Below are 17,726 nucleotides of genomic sequence, written 5' to 3'. Positions count from 1 at the left end.
AATAATTGCACAAATATAAAGGTAAATATAAATCCATGTTAATTTTTATTAGCATGGATTTTTTATTAATTTAAGTTATTTATTAAACCCTAACTATCCTAATAAAGTTATATGTCAAAGCTTTGATGAATACAATTAATATCATATGCTAATTTTAAAGGAGAATGTATTATGAGTGATGCACATTACGATATGCACAAGAGAAAGGGCTACTCAAGTGATGAGCCGTATCCAGAAATAAAAGTTTTAGGGCCGAATAAGTATTATGCAGAGCTATTAATGGATGATTATTCTGGTGTAGCGAGTGAATTTACAAGTGTAACCCAGTACTTATACCATGACTTTGATTTAGATGAAAATTATAGAGAGCTGAGTGAAATGTGGATAAATATATCTATAACAGAAATGTTACATATGGAGATATTAGCAAAGACTATAAGATTATTGGGTGGAAATCCTATATATAGAGGTTCGACAAGTTCTTGTGGTGCATATTGGAATGGTGGTTTTGTATTTTATGGAGATTCTATTTGTAGTAGATTAAAATCGGATTTACATTTAGAGTATGTGGCTATTGAGAATTATTACAAGGATATAAGTATTATTGAAGACCCTTATATAAAAGCTATATTAAATAGAATAATTTTAGATGAAAAGGTCCATGTAGGTTTGTTTAAAAAAGCAATAGAAAAGTATTGCAGATAAACTCGAAAGTTTATTTATTCATCATTTTATTCATATATATAAAATGACTATCATACATTTTCTTGAAGGGAGTTGCTATTGATATGTATTATGTATATGTAAATGATATAAATATAGCAGTTTATGATTTAAATCCGAGTGCTAAAAAAACAGTACTTTTTATACATGGCTGGCCATTAGGACATAAGATATTTGAATATCAAACAAATATATTACCAAAACTCGGATATAGAACCGTTTCAATTGATTTAAGAGGGTTTGGTAAGTCTGCTGCAACATCAGGAGGGTATAATTATAGTCAATTAGCAGATGATATTTATAAGGTGGTACATGCCATTGGATTAAGAGATTTTACCCTTGTTGGTTTTTCAATGGGAGGAGCAATTGTACTTAGATATATGAGTCTGTTTCATGGCTATGGAGTATCAAAATTAGCATTACTTGCTGCTGCTGCACCATCGTTTGTACAAAGACCTCCAGAGTTTCCATATGGTATGACACGTGAGGATGTTAATAAACTGATAGCTCAGGCATGTACTGATAGACCAGAAATGGTAAGTAATTTTGGAGAAAAAGTATTTGCATCGAATCCATCAGAAAGCTTTAGAAGGTGGTTTAACGACATTGGTTTTAGTGCATCAGGTATTGGAACTATTGGAACAGCTGTATCTTTAAGAGATGAAAAATTGTTTAATGATTTAAAATGTGTAAGAGTGCCTACTGGTATATTTCATGGGAAATTAGACCAAGTATGCCCATATGAATTTGCAGTTTTTATGAATGAAAAAATAGAGGATTCAACTTTATATACTTTTGAGTATAGCGGTCATGCAATATTCTATGATGAACTTAAACTATTTAATCAAGAATTTTTGCAGTTTTTAGAGGAATAGAAATATCTTATTAATAATTAAAAATATGGTGATATTATATAAAATGGTATAGATTAAAATCTATACCATTTTATTTTTGAGTAGAAAATATTACCAAATAGTATAAAATATGATTTTTAAGATTTAAAATTTTTTTAAAAAGTGCTACAATAGACCAAATTATTAGTTTCTATATTAACTAAACAGGAGGTGATGGTATGAAAAAACATAATATTTTATTTGTATCAACTGATGACAAAATAAATATAGATATCTCAAAACAATTAGAAAATATATTTGGAGAATTTTGTAATATAGATAATTTAGTCTATATGGATAGCATAAATATTGAACTATTAAAGTATGAACTTATAGTGTGTTCAGATAATGAGATAAAAGAGCATATACACAATAATATCGATAAAAATATACCTATTGTAATAGTACATCGTACAATAAATATTGAAAATATAAACCAGATAATAAGTATAGAAAATGATTCTGAAGTTATGGTTATAGATGATTATAAAGAGTCAGCAGATGAAACAGCCAAGATAATTAGAAAATTAGGATTAATTCATATTAATTTAATACCATATTATCCAGGATGTGATAAGTCTAAATGTGAGATTGGAATTATTACAGGAAGTAGAAATAGAGTACCACAGAACTTAAAGCAAATAATAGATATAGGTGCTAAAATAATAGATATAAATACAGTTATAGAAATCTTTACAAAACTTAATATATCTATAGATAAATTACATATTATCAAAGAAAAATATAATGAAGACACAGTAAGTGGATATAGATACTATACAACTATGAATAAAACTATGAAGAGTTTTTTGGAGATTATCGATGAAGGGATTGCTTCTATTGATAAATTAGGGAAGTTTATATATTGCAATAAAGTATTTTCTAATCTAGTTGGAGTAGACCAAAATCAGATTATATCTAATAATTTTATGGATTTATTTAGTGATAAAATTATCAAAAAAATATTTTTTCAAGAGGATGAAGTCAGTGATGAAGTAGTAAGCCTAAATAACAAAAAACTCATAATTAATAAAGTAAATGTGTATGAAAATAATGAACGAATAAAAAGTATTATAAGCATTAAAGATATAAGTGCAATTCAGATGCTTGAGGATAAGATTCAAAATAAATTTCATACAAAGGGATTTGTATCAAAGTACACATTTGAGAATGTTGTAGGTGAGACTAAAATAATAAAAGAAAAAATTAATATCGCAAGAAAGATAGCATCTACAGATTTTTCTGTGTTGATACTTGGAGAAAATGGAACAGGAAAGGAAATATTTGCTCAGGCAATACATAATGAATCTCTAAGAAAAGACAAGCCGTTTGTTGCAGTTAATCTATCTTCTTTGTCAGATACACTTATTGAAAGTGAGCTTTTTGGCTATGAAGAAGGAAGTTTCACAGGTGCGATAAAAGGCGGAAAAATAGGTATATTTGAAAGAGCGCATACAGGAACAATTTTTTTAGATGAGATAGGTGATATATCTCTAGAGGTACAGCAAAGATTGTTGAGAGTCTTACAAGAAAAAGAAGTTATGAGAATGGGTGGAAGTAAAATTATACCAGTAGATGTTAGGATTATAGCTGCTACAAATAAGGATTTAAAGAAAAAAATTAAAGAAGGTTCTTTTAGGGAAGATTTGTATTATAGGATTAATGTATTACATATAGAAATACCAAGGCTTAGAGAGCGTAAGGAAGATATACCTCTTATAAGTAAGTATTTTTTGGATGAAATAAATAGTAATAAATGTTTTACAGAAAAATCAATGCAAGTATTAAAATTGTATGAGTGGCCAGGTAATGTAAGGGAGCTTAAGAATTTGATTTATTATATTGACACTATAGTGGAGGAAGATAGAGTAGACTATGAGCATTTGCCAGAACAATTTAAATTTGAAAATAACAATACTTTAGTTAATGAAAATTTTGATTCAATTATATTGGATTTCAAACAATCAAATTTCTTTAATGAAAGTATTTGTATATTGATGAGTATAGAAACTTGGAATAATAAAAATATATCATTAGGAAGAAATAAATTACAAGAAATCTTAAAAGAAAAAAGTATGACATTAAGTGTAGACCAAATTAGAAAAAGAATAGATAAATTAAAAAATCATGGATTGCTGTCATCTGGAGTAAAAAAACAAGGGAGTTTTATAACTGATGAAGGAAAGAATTTTATATCATATATAAAATTTAAGGGGGAAATATAGGGGGATATAAATGTAAAATCCCCTAAAAACTCCCTATAATAATCTTAAATAAGTAAAATTATTTTAAATATTGAGATAATTTTAAAAATATTAAATTAAAAATAAAAAATATTATTTCTAATAAACAGTAGTAAATCATCACTTTACTACTGTTTTTATTTTTGAAAGATTTAGTATGCAATTAAAATTTATATTTTGGCATATCAATTGCTACATAGTGAAAATATAAAAAATTGTAGAATTTGGAGGATATTGTTATGAAGTCAGCTTATAAAGGCTATGAAGCTTATAGTTATTTAGAAAAGGGAAAAGATATCTCATCTATTGAGATGTGTAAAGGAGATAAGAGAGTAAAAGAATACCTTATCGAGTTAGATGATATTCAAGAAGCTAAGGTTAAAAATATAGTGGATGACAAAATATTTATATCACTACATGAACATCCAGTTTTATTTCCAGAACACTTAGAAAGAGATATATTTGAATACAATAGAGAGGGTAAACAAAGATGTGCTTATGAAGCATTATCAAGAGGATATTACGATGCTATATTTGATAATTTAATGGATGGTGTATGTACAATAACATCAAGCTCAGGATGGAAGTGGGATGATATATTAATAGATTTAGGTATGAGATTATGTGACTTAGCACACCAAGATTTTGTTATAAAGTGTGAAAAAGTAGAAGATATATACAGAGCAAAAAAAGAAGGAAAAGTGGCCTTGATACCTACTTTAGAAGGAGCTGCACCAATAGAAAATGAACTTGATAGAATAGATATTTTGTATGGATTTGGCATAAGGTTAATGGGTATAACATACAGTGAATCTAATGCATTGGGTTCAGGATTGAAAGAAGAAAAAGATGGTGGACTTACGAATTTTGGTAGAAAAGCTGTTGAAAGAATGAATAAGATTGGAATGGCAATAGATTGCTCTCATGTTGGAGTTCAAACGACACTTGATGTTATAGAACACAGTAAGGACCCAATAATATTGAGTCATGTTGGGGCAAGAAGTCTGTGGAACACAAAGAGATTAACGCCAGATGAAGTACTAATAGCATGTGCGAAAAAGGGTGGGGTTATAGGTGTAGAAGCAGCACCACATACTACAATAACTGAAAAAAACAAAGAACATTCAATAGAGTCATTTATGGAACATTTTGAGTATATTAAAAATCTAGTAGGGATAGACCATGTGGCTTTTGGACCAGATACAGTATACGGTGACCATGTTAAATTACATTCAGTGTTAGCTGCTAAATTTGATATTAAAAAAATAACTGGGACAAAGGAGCATCCTAAAGTAGAGTATGTAAAAGGTCTTGAAAATCCAACTGAAACTTCAAAAAATATTGTCAGATATTTAGTAAAACATGGATATAGTGATGAGGAAATAGAAAAGGTGTTGGGTGGAAACATACTTAGAGTATTGAATAAGGTTTGGAAATAAGGCTTAAATGTTTTAATAAAATTTGAGGATTTATAGGGAGGTTTTTTGCAATGGATTATTTAAAATTAGCCAATCATCCACTTTTGTGGATAGCAAGTACAGTAGCTGTATCAATAGTAGTAGTACAATCTCTTGTATTTGCTATAAAATCTTGTAAAGTTGGGAAGACGATGGGAATAACTGATAAGCAAATAAAATCAGCTATTAAGAGTAGTGCTATTTCAGCTATAGGCCCATCAATGACTATATTTGCTGGGATGGTTTCACTTATAGTAACTATGGGTGGACCTATAGCATGGATGAGATTATCATTTATAGGTTCTGTAATTTTTGAATCTATGTCAGCTGGGTTTGGAACAGATGCTTTAGGGATAACTTTAGGTTCTCCTGAGATGACAAAAGTAGCATTTACAAATGCAGTTTGGACTATGATATTAGGTTCTTTAGGGTGGATAATATTTACATTATTGTTTGGGCATAAGTTAGATAAAATAACGAATGTTATTTCTAGTGGTAAGAAATCATTTATACCAATAATATCTGTAGGAGCAATGTTAGGTTCATTTGCATACCTAAATGCTGATAGAGTGTTGCGTTTTGACAATGGAACAATTGCATGTATAAGTGGAATGATAATAATGGTAATACTTTGTATGATTGAAAAAAAGAAAAATATAAAATGGCTGAGAGAGTGGGGTCTTACAATATCAATGTTTAGTGGGATGATAATAGGTTCAATAATATAAGGGGGGAGTTTTATGAGTAAAGTAAAATCTATATACAATGAAGAGTACTTACCTTTTATGATAAGGTATGGTAGATTGACATTATCTTTAGGTATTATAGCAGCATTAGTTCCTGGAATAATTTTAAGTTTTGGATTTGGTCTTATGCCTCCAATATCAGCATTATTAGCAAGTACAATGGCAATAGTTAGTATGAGCGCACCAAACTACATAATAGAGCCAGTTTCTTATTCACCAATTTTAGGGATACCAGGAACTTATATGAGTTTTCTTTCTGGAAATATATCTAATATGAGACTGCCATGTTCAATAGCAGCTCAAAAAGCAGCAGAAGTTGAATCTGGAACAGAAGAAGGTTCAATAATATCTACTATAGGAATAGCTGTATCTATTCTAGTAAATATAAGTATTTTGACTTTTGGAGTAATTTTAGGAGGAAGTGTGTTGTCTAAAATACCACCTGAAGTAGTAGAAAAATTGAATTTAATCTTACCAGCTCTATTTGGGTCAGTGTTTGGACAAGTTTTTTTACAAGATAAAAAACTAGGATTAGTAGCAATTGTAATAGCTGTATTGACTATTATATTATCAAAGCAAGGTATAATACCACAATCTTTAGTAGTTCTTATATGTGTATTTGGTACTATATTGATTGCAAGAGTTATGCATAAAGATAAACTAAGAGACTAGTAAAATTAAAGAAGTAAAAAGTTTAAAATATAAAGAATTATAGTAAAGGCTACTGCAATAAAATTATATTTTAAGAGGTGAATAATGTGGCATATGATTTAGTTTTAAAAAATGGATTTATAGTAGATGGTACTGGAGAAAATGGTTTTTATGGAGATATAGCTATAAAAAATAATTTAATAGTAAGAATAGATTCTGAGATAAATGATGATACAAATAAAATGATAGATTGTCATAAAAAAGTTGTAACACCTGGATTTATTGACCCTCATGTTCATGAAGAAATAGTAGCAATACTAGATGGTAAATTTGAAAAATTCCTAAAACAAGGTGTTACAACAACTATAAATGGTAATTGTGGTCACTCTATAACACCATATTCTTCTGAAAATATATATGAATATATGTATAAAAATGGTCTATTACTTGAAGAAGAAAAAAAGTATCTTATAGATAAAAATAAGCATTGGGATAGTTTTATAGAATATTGTGACCTTATATCTAAGAGTGGAATAGCTATTAATATGGGATTTTTATTGGGTCATGGGACTATAAGATGGAGTGTTATGGGAGGGTCTAAAGATAGACCTCCTACAAAAAAAGAAAAAAATGAAATTACAGATATAATAAATGATGGCATGAAAAGTGGTGCTTTTGGAATATCTACTGGATTGGCATATATACCAAGTAAGTATGCTGATATTGATGAACTTGTTGATATTGCAAAGTTAATTAAGGAACATGATGGTATATATACATCTCATATTAGAGATTACATAGGAAGATATAATGCAGTAAAAGAGACTATAGAGGTAGGTCAAAAAAGTGGTGCTAGAGTCCAAGTATCACATTTAAGTCCAGTTGAAATAGAAGCCTTTGATGAGATATTAAAAGCTAGATACAATGGTGTTGATATAATGGTTGATACAGTACCAAGAAGTTCTGGTCATTGTATGAAGAAAAAAAGAGTACTTCAATTTATTATGGCAATATCATCTAGTTTGTTTGAATTAGGTATGGATGGAGTTATGGATGCTCTTAGTAATGAAGAAGGAAGAGCTTTGATATTAAAAGAGGCATTTATACTTGGAGATAGAGGAAGTATAATACTTCTAAATACCAATGATATTGATATGGAAAAGAAATCAATACGTGAAATAGCTATGCAAAAAGGTATAGATGAGAATAAGTTATTACTAGATTTACTTTTATATGGAGATGAAGAACTTATATTTTGCCTAGGAGGAATGTACAGGGGAGATTTTCCTGATAAATTACATGATAAAAAGATAATAAATAATCCATTTGTTATGGTTGGTTCAGATTGTTTGTTTAGTGTAGGTGGAGATATGTCATGGTTTGAGCTTCAAAGAAGAGGGGCATTTCCAATTTTCTTTGATATGTATAAAAAATCAGGTGTAAGATTGGAAGAAGTAGTAAGAAGGGTAACTTCATTACCAGCTAACCAGTTTAAAATAAAGGATAGAGGTATACTTAAAGAGGGTAAAATAGCTGATATAGCGGTTATTGATATGGAAAACTACGGCTATCCTAGGTCTGAAGAGATTGACTTCTCAAATCTACAGTTATTAGCCAAAGGTGTTGAATATGTAATTGTAAATGGAAAAATTGCATTAGAAGAAGGTAAAGTTACTAAAAATCCATGTGGTGAAGTATTAAAAAGATAGATTATTAAAAAGAGAAAGTATTAAAAAATAATAGAAATTTAGAAATTAAATAAATAGCTAGTAAGAAAAAACGAAGTTTGAATATTATTTAAATAAAAATCACTCTTCGTTTTTTTTCGTAATAGTAATAGATATTAATTTATAGCAATAATAAAAAGCATGAGTAATAAGAAATGTACAAAAAATAATTTACTTTTATAATAAAAAATTAAGATTTTTATTTATTGAAATATGTAGAAAAATTGGGAAAATAAATGGTTATAATTTTGAAAAATAAATTTTTTGTAAGTATGTAAAGATAAACTTTTTATAAAAAAATGTTAAAAAAATATCTAATAAGAAGAGAATTTAAATATCAGAGAATGAGAAAATAATAAAAAATAATTATTTTTTATATATATATTAAAATAATATTGTATTATAAAATATATATACTATGTCTGATTTAATTAAATAAACAATAAAATATTTATATTTATCCAATAATTAAAATTTTTATGATTATTATATATATCTTTATTTATTATATTTACTGAAATAGTGTTATATGGCTAAAATAAGAAGTTGTATATATTTTATAGAAATAAATATTAAACTGAATTTCGATAATAAAATAACAAAAATTTGAAAATTAAAGTATTTTAATACTGATTTTATTCTACAAATTGATTATTATTTTTACTTTAATAATTCTAAATAAAACTAAAATTAAATTGTCAGAATAATCTTGACAGTATAAAATCGTGACTGTATAATACAATTAAAAATCGGATTAATTACCTAGCTTACAAAAAATAAAAATGATGCTAAAAGCAAACGTTTTATTTTTTTAGTAACTAATCCTCCGCCACTCCTTAAATTAGAGCTTTTCTAATTTCAAAATGTATTACTAAAACTTCATAATGTAACTGTGCAATATTTATTAGGCTCTAACTTTTAAGGTTACTAATAATTTATTACATAGCTCCATACATTTGGCGGCAATGGCGGGAGCGATAAGGGGTAAGATATGGAAAATTACAAGTATGGATTTAATGACAAGCCAAAGCTTCTAACAGCAATACCGCTTAGTATGCAACATGTTTTTTCTGCTTTTGCAGGTACTATGTCAGGTGCTATTTTAGTAGCTGTGGGCATGGGTCTCTCACTAAGTGAGACTGCATTTTTGATTCAATGTTCGATGTTGATTGCAGGAGTGAGCACCATACTGCAATCTATGGGAATTGGACCAATAGGGTCACGGTTGCCAATTGTTACTGGTGGAAGTTTCACCTTTGTAGCACCATTAATTGCCTTAAGTACAAATAATGATGTTGGTATTGCTGGAGCTTTTGGAGCAGTACTTGTAGGAAGTCTAGTTTTAACTTTAGTAGGACCTCTTGCAGTAAAATATTTACATAAATATTTTACACCTACTGTTACAGGAAGTGTTGTTTTGGCAGTAGGGTTATCACTTATGAGTTCTTCATTTGACTACGCAGTATCTTTTGATGCTCATGGACCTAATGTAGTTGCTAATTTTTCTTTAGCTATATTCACATTATTATTAACACTCATTTTAAATCAATTTGGAAAAGGTTTTCTAAAAGTAGCATCCATAATAATTTCAATAGTAATAGGGTATGTAGTAGCAATAATATTTGGTATGGTTGACTTTTCTAGTATGGCACAAGCAAATTGGTTTGCAATGCCAAAACCTATATACTGGGGATTGGAGTTCAACTTGGGCGCTATTATAACCATATGTACAATTCATATTGTTACAGTTATGGAAATAATAGGAGATACGACAGGTGTTGTCAGTTCTGTTGAAAACCGTCTACCTACACAAAAAGAATTGATGAGAGCTGTGAGAGCAGATGGAGTTGGAAGTTGTTTTGCAGCCTTGTTTAATGGGCTTCCAGTTATATCAGGTAGTCCAAACATAGGAATAATTTGTATGACAGGAGTTGCAAGTAGGTACATAGTAGCACTTGGAGGAGTAATGTTAGGCGTATTAGCATTTTTCCCAAAGTTTGCCCAGATATTAGCTTTAACACCAGACCCAGTTATTGGAGGAACATTAGTTATGATGTTTGGAACAATTGCATCATCAGGTATTAAGGTTATTGGAATGGGAAAGATGACAAATCGTAATATAACAATTTTAGCAGTCTCATTGGGCATTGGTATGGGTGGTTATTTTAATCAAGCTGCATTAGCATTTTTACCAAGCATTGTAGTCACTTTAATGACTGGTATATCTGGAACAGCTTTATTATCTTTAATACTAAATATTGTATTGCCTAAGGAAAAAGAAGATGTAGTGGAAAGTAAAGTAAGTTGTAAAGCTTAGAGAATGTAATTCTAAAGGATATCCAAGAAGGAGCGCCTTGCTTCTATTTTTTTTACCAAAAATAGAATTGAACTTTGAAGGAAACCTAATAGCTTGCATTTGAGCAGAATATAATCTGAAAGGATATCCAAGAAGGAGCGCCTTGCTTCTATTTTTTTTACCCAAAAACCTTAAAAAACTAAATAATCAAAAGATATGATACTCATTTTAATAAAAGTATAATCTGAAAGGATATCCAGGAGGAGCGCCTTGCCCCTCCTTTTTTAACAGTAATTATGGATTTTACTTGTCAAAGGAGAGTAAATAACTTGGATAAATTAATCAAAGATTAAATTTCATAGAAAATATTAAAATTTAAATTATGTGGGGAGAAGGTGGAGATTATAGATGTTATTGAACTTGATATAAATGGCAGATTGAGAAAGGTGAGTATAAAAAAAAGCTGGACTTTACTTTATGTTTTAAGAGAAGTGTTTAATTTAACTGGAAGTAAGTGTGGATGTAGTACTGGTGATTGTGGAGCTTGTAAAATAATTTTAGATGGAGAAGCAGTTAATTCATGTCTGATTCTAGCAAGAAACGCAGTTGGGAAAAAGATATTGACAATTGAAGGGTTGTCAGATGGAATCAATATACATCCAATTCAACAAGCATTTATTGATTGTGGAGCTGTTCAATGTGGATATTGCACTCCAGGGATGATAATGTCGGCAAAAGCCTTACTAGACAAAAATCCAAATCCTTCTGAGGAAGATGTTAGAAAGTCTATAGATAACAATCTTTGCAGATGTACAGGATATGTAAAAATTGTTGAGGCTATACTTTTATCAGCAAAAAGGATGGGGGGTATAACCTGTGAGTAATAAATTTAAAATTATTGGTGAGAGAGTCCCAATAAGAGATGCTGTACTTAAAGCTACTGGCCAACTTAAATATACTGCGGATATGAAAATTCCAAATATGCTTTATGCTAAGGTTTTATTCAGCCCTATAGCGCATGCAAAAATTAAAAAAATAGACACATCAAAAGCTGAAAAATTAGAAGGTGTAAAAGCCATAGCCACTTATAAAAACTCACCTCAAAAAGCCTTTAATAGTGCAATGAGATTTTATGAACATGAGTTGCCAGAGGTTGAACATATATTTGATGATACTGTTCGTTTTGTTGGTGATAAAGTTGCAGCTGTTGCAGCTGAAGATTTACAAACTGCTGAAAAAGCATTGAAGCTTATTGAGGTTGAATACGAAGAATTACCATCAGTATTTAATCCAGAAGAAGCAATACAAGAGGGTGCATATCCAATCCATAAAGGTGGAAACAAGCTTGCAGTAAGTGTACAACAGTGTGGAAATATTGAAGAAGCTATGAAAAAAGCTGATTATATTTTTGAAGATAAGTATACACTTCCAGCTATACATCATGGTGCAATAGAAACTCATGTGGCTATTGCAGATTATGATTACAGTGGAAAACTTACTGTTTATAGTCCTAATCAAAATACTTTTGGCTTTAGGATAATCTTATCTAAGTTATTTGAAGTACCAATGAATAAAATTAGACTAGTAAGTCCAGCTATTGGAGGAGCTTTTGGAGGTAAATTAGAGATTACAATTGAGCCAATTGTAGCATTATTAGCAAAACTATCAGGTAGGCCAGTCAAACTAGAACTTAACAGGAGAGAAACTATTGCTTCAACAAGAACTAGACATGGTGCAGTTGTATATCTAAAAACAGGTGTTATGAAAGATGGTCAAATTGTAGCACAAGATATGAAAGTTCTAACAAATACAGGAGCATATGCATCAAGTGCTTTAAATGTAATTGGAGCAATGAGTCATAAAGTATTTAAAGCATATAAGATTGAAAATATGAGATATACAGGAATACCAGTGTATACAAACACACCAATTGCAGGAGCAATGAGAGGATATGGTTCTCCACAAGCTTTTTTTGCACAACAATCCCAACTAAATAAAATTGCAAAAAAACTAAATATGGATATTTTAGATTTACAGCTTAAGAACTTAGTTGAACCAGATGGAATAGACCAACGATTTAAAAGTCCTCATGGTAATCCAAGACCAATAGACTGTATAAAAAAAGGTTCTGAAATATTTGACTGGAAAAAACAAATAAGACAGCAAAATGAATCAAATGGTAGGTTTTTAATTGGTGTAGGTATGGCAGTTGGTTCACATGGAAATGGATGCTTTGGGGCACATAGAGATATAACAGCCTTAATGTTGAAAATGAATGAAGATGGTTCAGCTGTATTATATACAGGTACTCATGATATGGGAAATGCATCTGTAAGTGTCCAGGTGCAAATTATATCTGAAGTACTTGGAATAAGCCAGGAAAAAATAGAATGTATACAGGCAGATACAGAAGCATCACCATGGAATTTAGGAGATTACGCAAGTAGAGGAGTTTTTGTATCCGGAAATGCAGCTTTAAAAGTAGCAAACTCAGTAAAAAAAGAGCTTTTAAAAGAAGCATCCCAACTCTTAAAAGAGGATGAAGAATATATAGAATTTAAGGACGATAGAGTTTATTCTATCAAAAATAACAACAAACAAGCCACTTTATGCGATGTCATGATACATGCTCAAAGGGTAAGTTTAAGAGAGATTATAGGAGCTGAAACTTTTGCATCTCAAACTGGAGCAAGTTCATATGGTGTACATTTTGCTAAAGTTGAGGTTGATACTAAACTGGCAAGTGTAAGAGTTTTAGAATATGTTGCAGTACATGATGTGGGTAAAGCTTTGAACCAAATGTCTGTAGAAGGTCAGATTGAAGGAGCAATTCAAATGGGAATAGGATATGCGTTAACTGAAGCGCTTGAGTTTGATAATAGAGGAAAAATAAAAGCTAATTCATTTCGCTCGTATCATATGATAAAGGCTAGTGAAATGCCACAAATAAAAGTTGGAATGATAGAATGTGGAGAACCTGGAGGTCCATTTGGAGCTAAGAGTATAGGTGAATGTTCTGTTGTACCATCAGCACCAGCAGTAGCAAATGCAGTAGCAAATGCGTTAAACTGTGATTTTTATAGTTTGCCATTAAAGAAAAATATTTTAATGGATAATATAAATATTTAATGTTGTTTTATACAAAAGAAATTAGTTATACAAAGTAAAAAGATATTTATTTAAAATACTTTAGATATTGAAATGTAAGACATTTTTCTAAATATAAGTTTGAATTATAAGAATGTAGAGGATGTGATGGATTGTGAATTTAAGATTTAAAGATAAGGTTGTTGTGATAACAGGAGGAGGGCAAGGATTAGGGGCAGGATTTGCTTTAGATTTTGCTATTGAAGGAGCAACAGTAGTCTTAATTGGTAGAACTAAAAGTAAATTGGATAATGTTGCAGAAAGAATCATTAAATCTGGTGGTAAAGCCTTTGTTTCAGTTTGTGATGTAAGCAAACCAGAAGAAGTAGAAGTTTGTTTTAGTGAAGTAATAGATAAATTTGAGTGTGTAGATGTATTGATTAATAATGTAGCTCTCCATAAATCAGCTCCAGTAGTTGATACTACAATTGAAGATTGGGATGCTCAGATAAAGACTAATTTAAGTGGAACTTTTTATTGTACTAAGGCTGTTCTTAGAACAATGATTGATAAAAAGTATGGAAAAATAATAAATATTAGTTCTACAGCAGCAAAACATTTTTTTCCAGGTTTTGGGGCATATGCTGCTTCTAAAGGTGGGATGGTAAGTTTTACTCAAACTTTATCAGAAGAAGTAAAAGAGTATGGAATCAATGTAAATGCAATATATTTAGGTATGACTAATACTGAATATACAAGAAAAAGATTTGACTATGATGATGCAGTTACGATACCACTTGAAGAAATGTTGCAAGTGGAAGAAGTATCAAAAGTTGTAACTTTCTTAGCATCTGATGAAGCAAGTCCAATAATGGGAGCTGCAATTGATGTATGTGGGAAGAAGGCATAAATAAAATATATATTGAGAGGTATAAAGATGATAAGTTTAAACAAGAAAGCTATGGTGGTAGTAAGAGAGATACTGGAAGATGCAGAAGCATTAGGGTGTGAAGTTGTTAAGATGGATTGTGGAGCAACTATAATTGATATGGGATTAAATTGTAGTGGAAGCTGGAAAGCAGGCGTTTTATTTACTAGGGCTTCTATAGGCGACCTAGGAACAGTATCATTAGGAGATTTTAAATTAAATGATGAATATTCTTTCTCAGCAGTTGAAGTATTTATAGATAAACCATTGATTGCATGTATGGGTTCACAGATTGCTGGATGGAAACTTGGAGAAGGTGAATTTGCAACTATTGGGTCAGGACCAGCAAGAGCTTTAGCAAGAGTTAAATCAGACTGGTATTTTGAAATGACTCCATATAAAGACACTTATCATGAGGCAGTCCTATGTATCCAAGATATAAAATATCCTAATGATGAAACGGTCTTAGAGGTTGCAAATGCTTGTAAAGTAAAACCAGAAGACACATATATATTAATTTCACCAAGTACATGTATTGTAGCATCAATGCAAGTGTCAGCAAGAATTATTGAGCAAGTATGCCATAAGATGTTTGAAAAAAACTTTGATGCAGGTCAAATTGTACTTGCTAGAGGAAAAGCACCAATCGCACCTGTATTAAAAGATGAACTTAAGACTATGGGAAGAATAAATGATGCATTGATTTATGGTAGTGAAACTGAGTTTTGGGTGGATTCGACTGATACTGCTATTGCAAAAACTATACACCAGTTGGCAGGGAAAACTTCGTCTCCAAATTATGGAGAGTTGTTTGAAGATGTATTTGAGAAGGCAGGAAGAGACTTTTTCTATGTAGACCATGATGTACACTCAATAGGCAAAATACAGATACATAATATAAATACTGGGAAATCATTTTCGGCAGGAGAAATAAATTACTCAGTACTTGAAAAAAGTTTCTTAAAATAAACAACTTAAAAATTTATTGATTCAGGGGGAGATAAGATGGCATTAGGTAAGTTAAGATTAGAAAAATTATACCGTGACATGGTTATGATTCGCAGATTTGAAGAAGTAATAGAAGTATATGCTGCCAATGGAACAATACCAGGATTTGTTCATTTAAGTATAGGGCAAGAAGCTTGTCAAGCAGGCATAGTTGATGCACTTAGAAAAACAGATTATAAATTTCCAGACCATAGAGGTCATGGAACTATAGCACTTTGTGGTACTGACCCAAAACTTGTAATGGCAGAAATTTTTGCTAGGGCTACAGGAATAAATGGTGGTAGAGGCGGTTCAATGCATATAAATGATATTGAATGTAGAAATATGGGGTTTAATGGAATACAGGGTTCAACTATGGTAACTTGTCTTGGTACAGCTTTTGCATCTGTGTATAAAGAAACAGATGATGTTACAGCAGTATTTCTAGGAGATGGAACTTTAGGAGAAGGAACTTGCCACGAAAGTCTTAATATGGCAGCAACATGGAAACTTCCTATAATATATTGCCTACTTAATAATCAATATGCTATATCTACACACTATACAGATTCACATCCTCAAAAAGAATTAAAAACTTGGGGCGAGGGGTATGAGATTCCAAGTTATAGGGTAGATGGAAATGATGTAGAAGCAGTAATTGAGATAGTGGAAATAGCAGCAGATAGGGCAAGAAAAGGTGAAGGACCAACTTTAATAGAATTTCTCACTTATCGCTGGCAAGGTCATTTTGCAGGAGACCCAGCAGCATATAGACCTGAAGAAGAAGTTAAGTATTGGAAAGATAGAGACCCAATCAAGTTAACTAGAAAGATACTTATTGAAAGAGAAGGTATGTCAGATGAATCACTTAAGCAAATAGAAGAAGAAATAGAGGCTGATGTTCAAGAAATGCTGAGATTCTCATTGGAGAGTCCATCACCAGATATTAAAGATGCAGTTACACACACATATGTTGATAGAGAGGTGGAGATAAGATAATGGGAAGAAAACTTTCATATGGAATGGCAATAAATGAAGCACTTCATCAAGCTATGGAAAATGATGATAGAGTTTTTATACTAGGTGAAGATGTAGCTAAAATGGGTGGAGATTTTGGGATTACTAAAGGAATAATGGCTAAGTGGCCAAATAGAATAAAAGATACAGCTTTATCAGAATCAGCTATATTGGGATTATCAAATGGTGCAGCACTTTGTGGACTAAGACCAGTTCCAGAGATAATGTTTGCAGATTTTTTGGGAGTTTGTTTTGACCAACTTGTAAATAATGCAGCAAAATTAAATTTTATGTTCCAAGGAAAAGCACATTGCCCAATTACTGTTCGTGCTGTACAGGGAGGTGGTATACGCTGTGCATATCATCATTCAGTTTGTGCAGAGTCATGGTTTATGAATACACCTGGGCTTGTAGTAGTTTCACCAACAACACCTTATGAAGCTAAAGGGATGTTGCTTTCAGCTATAAAAAACGATAATCCTGTATTATTTTTAGAACATAAAATGCTATACAATGTCAAAGGAGAGGTGCCAGTTGAGCCATATGAAATTCCTCTATATGAAGCTGAGATTGAAAAAACTGGAAGTGATATTACTATAGTAGCTACTCAAATGATGTTAGGGTTAGCACATAAAGCAGCAAGTCAACTTGAAAAAGAAGGGATTAGTGTAGAGATAATCGACCTTAGAACTGTATTTCCTTATGATAAAAAAACTATAGTAGAGTCAGTTGCGAAAACTAGTCGATTGGTTATTGCTCAAGAAGGTCCAAGAGTTGGAGGATGGGCTGCTGAAATATCTGCAATGATAAATGAAGATGTATTTGAGTATCTAAGTGCACCAATAAAAAGAGTTACATCAATTGATGCTCCAGTAGCATATGCACCAGTTTTAGAGGATTTTGTTCTACCAAAATTAGAAAATCTAATTAAGGCTTGTAAGGAAGTTATGCAATATTAGTCAGGGGAGGAT

14 protein-coding genes are annotated in these 17,726 nt (G+C 30.9%); all 14 read left to right on the top strand.

Going from position 1 to position 17,726, the window contains the following annotated elements:
* Nucleotides 1–171: 171 nt before the first annotated feature.
* Nucleotides 172–705, top strand: a complete 534-nt coding sequence (locus IC175_RS04660) for a ferritin-like domain-containing protein (protein ID WP_227434339.1) — start codon at nucleotides 172–174, stop codon at nucleotides 703–705.
* A gap of 83 nt (nucleotides 706–788) precedes the next feature.
* Nucleotides 789–1,598 carry an alpha/beta fold hydrolase gene (locus tag IC175_RS04655; RefSeq protein ID WP_227434340.1) on the top strand — a complete coding sequence of 270 codons (810 nt, stop codon included), beginning with the start codon at nucleotides 789–791 and terminating at the stop codon, nucleotides 1,596–1,598.
* A 197-nt stretch (nucleotides 1,599–1,795) separates the two neighbouring features.
* On the top strand, nucleotides 1,796–3,841 hold the full coding sequence (locus IC175_RS04650; RefSeq protein WP_227434341.1) for a sigma-54 interaction domain-containing protein: 2,046 nt from the start codon (nucleotides 1,796–1,798) through the stop codon (nucleotides 3,839–3,841).
* A gap of 257 nt (nucleotides 3,842–4,098) precedes the next feature.
* Nucleotides 4,099–5,298: a dipeptidase gene (locus IC175_RS04645; protein ID WP_227482052.1), complete on the top strand. Its 1,200-nt coding sequence runs from the start codon at nucleotides 4,099–4,101 to the stop codon at nucleotides 5,296–5,298.
* Between the two features lie 50 nt (nucleotides 5,299–5,348).
* Nucleotides 5,349–6,044 (top strand): DUF5058 family protein, encoded by a 696-nt coding sequence (locus IC175_RS04640; RefSeq protein WP_227434343.1) that lies wholly within the window; start codon nucleotides 5,349–5,351, stop codon nucleotides 6,042–6,044.
* A 12-nt stretch (nucleotides 6,045–6,056) separates the two neighbouring features.
* Entirely contained in the window at nucleotides 6,057–6,734 is a 678-nt protein-coding gene (locus IC175_RS04635; protein ID WP_227482053.1) for a hypothetical protein, read from the top strand.
* Nucleotides 6,735–6,820: 86 nt separating this feature from the next.
* Nucleotides 6,821–8,422: an amidohydrolase family protein gene (locus tag IC175_RS04630; protein WP_227851179.1), complete on the top strand. Its 1,602-nt coding sequence runs from the start codon at nucleotides 6,821–6,823 to the stop codon at nucleotides 8,420–8,422.
* Nucleotides 8,423–9,431: 1,009 nt separating this feature from the next.
* A complete protein-coding gene (locus tag IC175_RS04625; RefSeq protein WP_227434346.1) occupies nucleotides 9,432–10,757 on the top strand; it encodes a uracil-xanthine permease family protein in 1,326 nt (441 codons plus the stop codon).
* Between the two features lie 374 nt (nucleotides 10,758–11,131).
* Complete coding sequence (locus tag IC175_RS04620) at nucleotides 11,132–11,620, top strand: (2Fe-2S)-binding protein (protein WP_413927142.1); 489 nt, start codon at nucleotides 11,132–11,134, stop codon at nucleotides 11,618–11,620.
* Entirely contained in the window at nucleotides 11,613–13,865 is a 2,253-nt protein-coding gene (locus IC175_RS04615) for a molybdopterin cofactor-binding domain-containing protein (protein WP_227851178.1), read from the top strand. The genes IC175_RS04620 and IC175_RS04615 overlap by 8 nt, the downstream gene beginning before the upstream one ends.
* A gap of 133 nt (nucleotides 13,866–13,998) precedes the next feature.
* Entirely contained in the window at nucleotides 13,999–14,733 is a 735-nt protein-coding gene (locus IC175_RS04610; protein ID WP_227835207.1) for an SDR family NAD(P)-dependent oxidoreductase, read from the top strand.
* 27 nt (nucleotides 14,734–14,760) lie between these two features.
* Entirely contained in the window at nucleotides 14,761–15,720 is a 960-nt protein-coding gene (gene mch, locus IC175_RS04605) for a methenyltetrahydromethanopterin cyclohydrolase (protein ID WP_227434349.1), read from the top strand.
* 36 nt (nucleotides 15,721–15,756) lie between these two features.
* A complete protein-coding gene (locus IC175_RS04600) occupies nucleotides 15,757–16,737 on the top strand; it encodes a thiamine pyrophosphate-dependent dehydrogenase E1 component subunit alpha (RefSeq protein ID WP_227830879.1) in 981 nt (326 codons plus the stop codon).
* Nucleotides 16,737–17,714 (top strand): alpha-ketoacid dehydrogenase subunit beta, encoded by a 978-nt coding sequence (locus tag IC175_RS04595; protein ID WP_227434351.1) that lies wholly within the window; start codon nucleotides 16,737–16,739, stop codon nucleotides 17,712–17,714. Before IC175_RS04600 ends, IC175_RS04595 begins: the two co-directional genes overlap by 1 nt.
* Nucleotides 17,715–17,726: the final 12 nt, after the last annotated feature.

The sequence above is a fragment of the Clostridioides sp. ES-S-0123-01 genome (assembly GCF_020658415.1).
Taxonomy (GTDB): Bacteria; Bacillota; Clostridia; order Peptostreptococcales; family Peptostreptococcaceae; genus Clostridioides.
The sequence above is the reverse complement of the archived record's forward strand: the minus strand, read 5'-3'. Positions and strand labels throughout refer to the sequence as shown.

Coding starts and splice junctions, on each gene's coding strand:
- IC175_RS04635 (WP_227482053.1), top strand. CDS start 6,057: ATGAGTAAAGTAAAATCTATATACAATGAAGAGTACTTACCTTTTATG.
- IC175_RS04655 (WP_227434340.1), top strand. CDS start 789: ATGTATTATGTATATGTAAATGATATAAATATAGCAGTTTATGATTTA.
- IC175_RS04625 (WP_227434346.1), top strand. CDS start 9,432: ATGGAAAATTACAAGTATGGATTTAATGACAAGCCAAAGCTTCTAACA.
- IC175_RS04640 (WP_227434343.1), top strand. CDS start 5,349: ATGGATTATTTAAAATTAGCCAATCATCCACTTTTGTGGATAGCAAGT.
- IC175_RS04660 (WP_227434339.1), top strand. CDS start 172: ATGAGTGATGCACATTACGATATGCACAAGAGAAAGGGCTACTCAAGT.
- mch (WP_227434349.1), top strand. CDS start 14,761: ATGATAAGTTTAAACAAGAAAGCTATGGTGGTAGTAAGAGAGATACTG.
- IC175_RS04645 (WP_227482052.1), top strand. CDS start 4,099: ATGAAGTCAGCTTATAAAGGCTATGAAGCTTATAGTTATTTAGAAAAG.
- IC175_RS04595 (WP_227434351.1), top strand. CDS start 16,737: ATGGGAAGAAAACTTTCATATGGAATGGCAATAAATGAAGCACTTCAT.
- IC175_RS04600 (WP_227830879.1), top strand. CDS start 15,757: ATGGCATTAGGTAAGTTAAGATTAGAAAAATTATACCGTGACATGGTT.
- IC175_RS04650 (WP_227434341.1), top strand. CDS start 1,796: ATGAAAAAACATAATATTTTATTTGTATCAACTGATGACAAAATAAAT.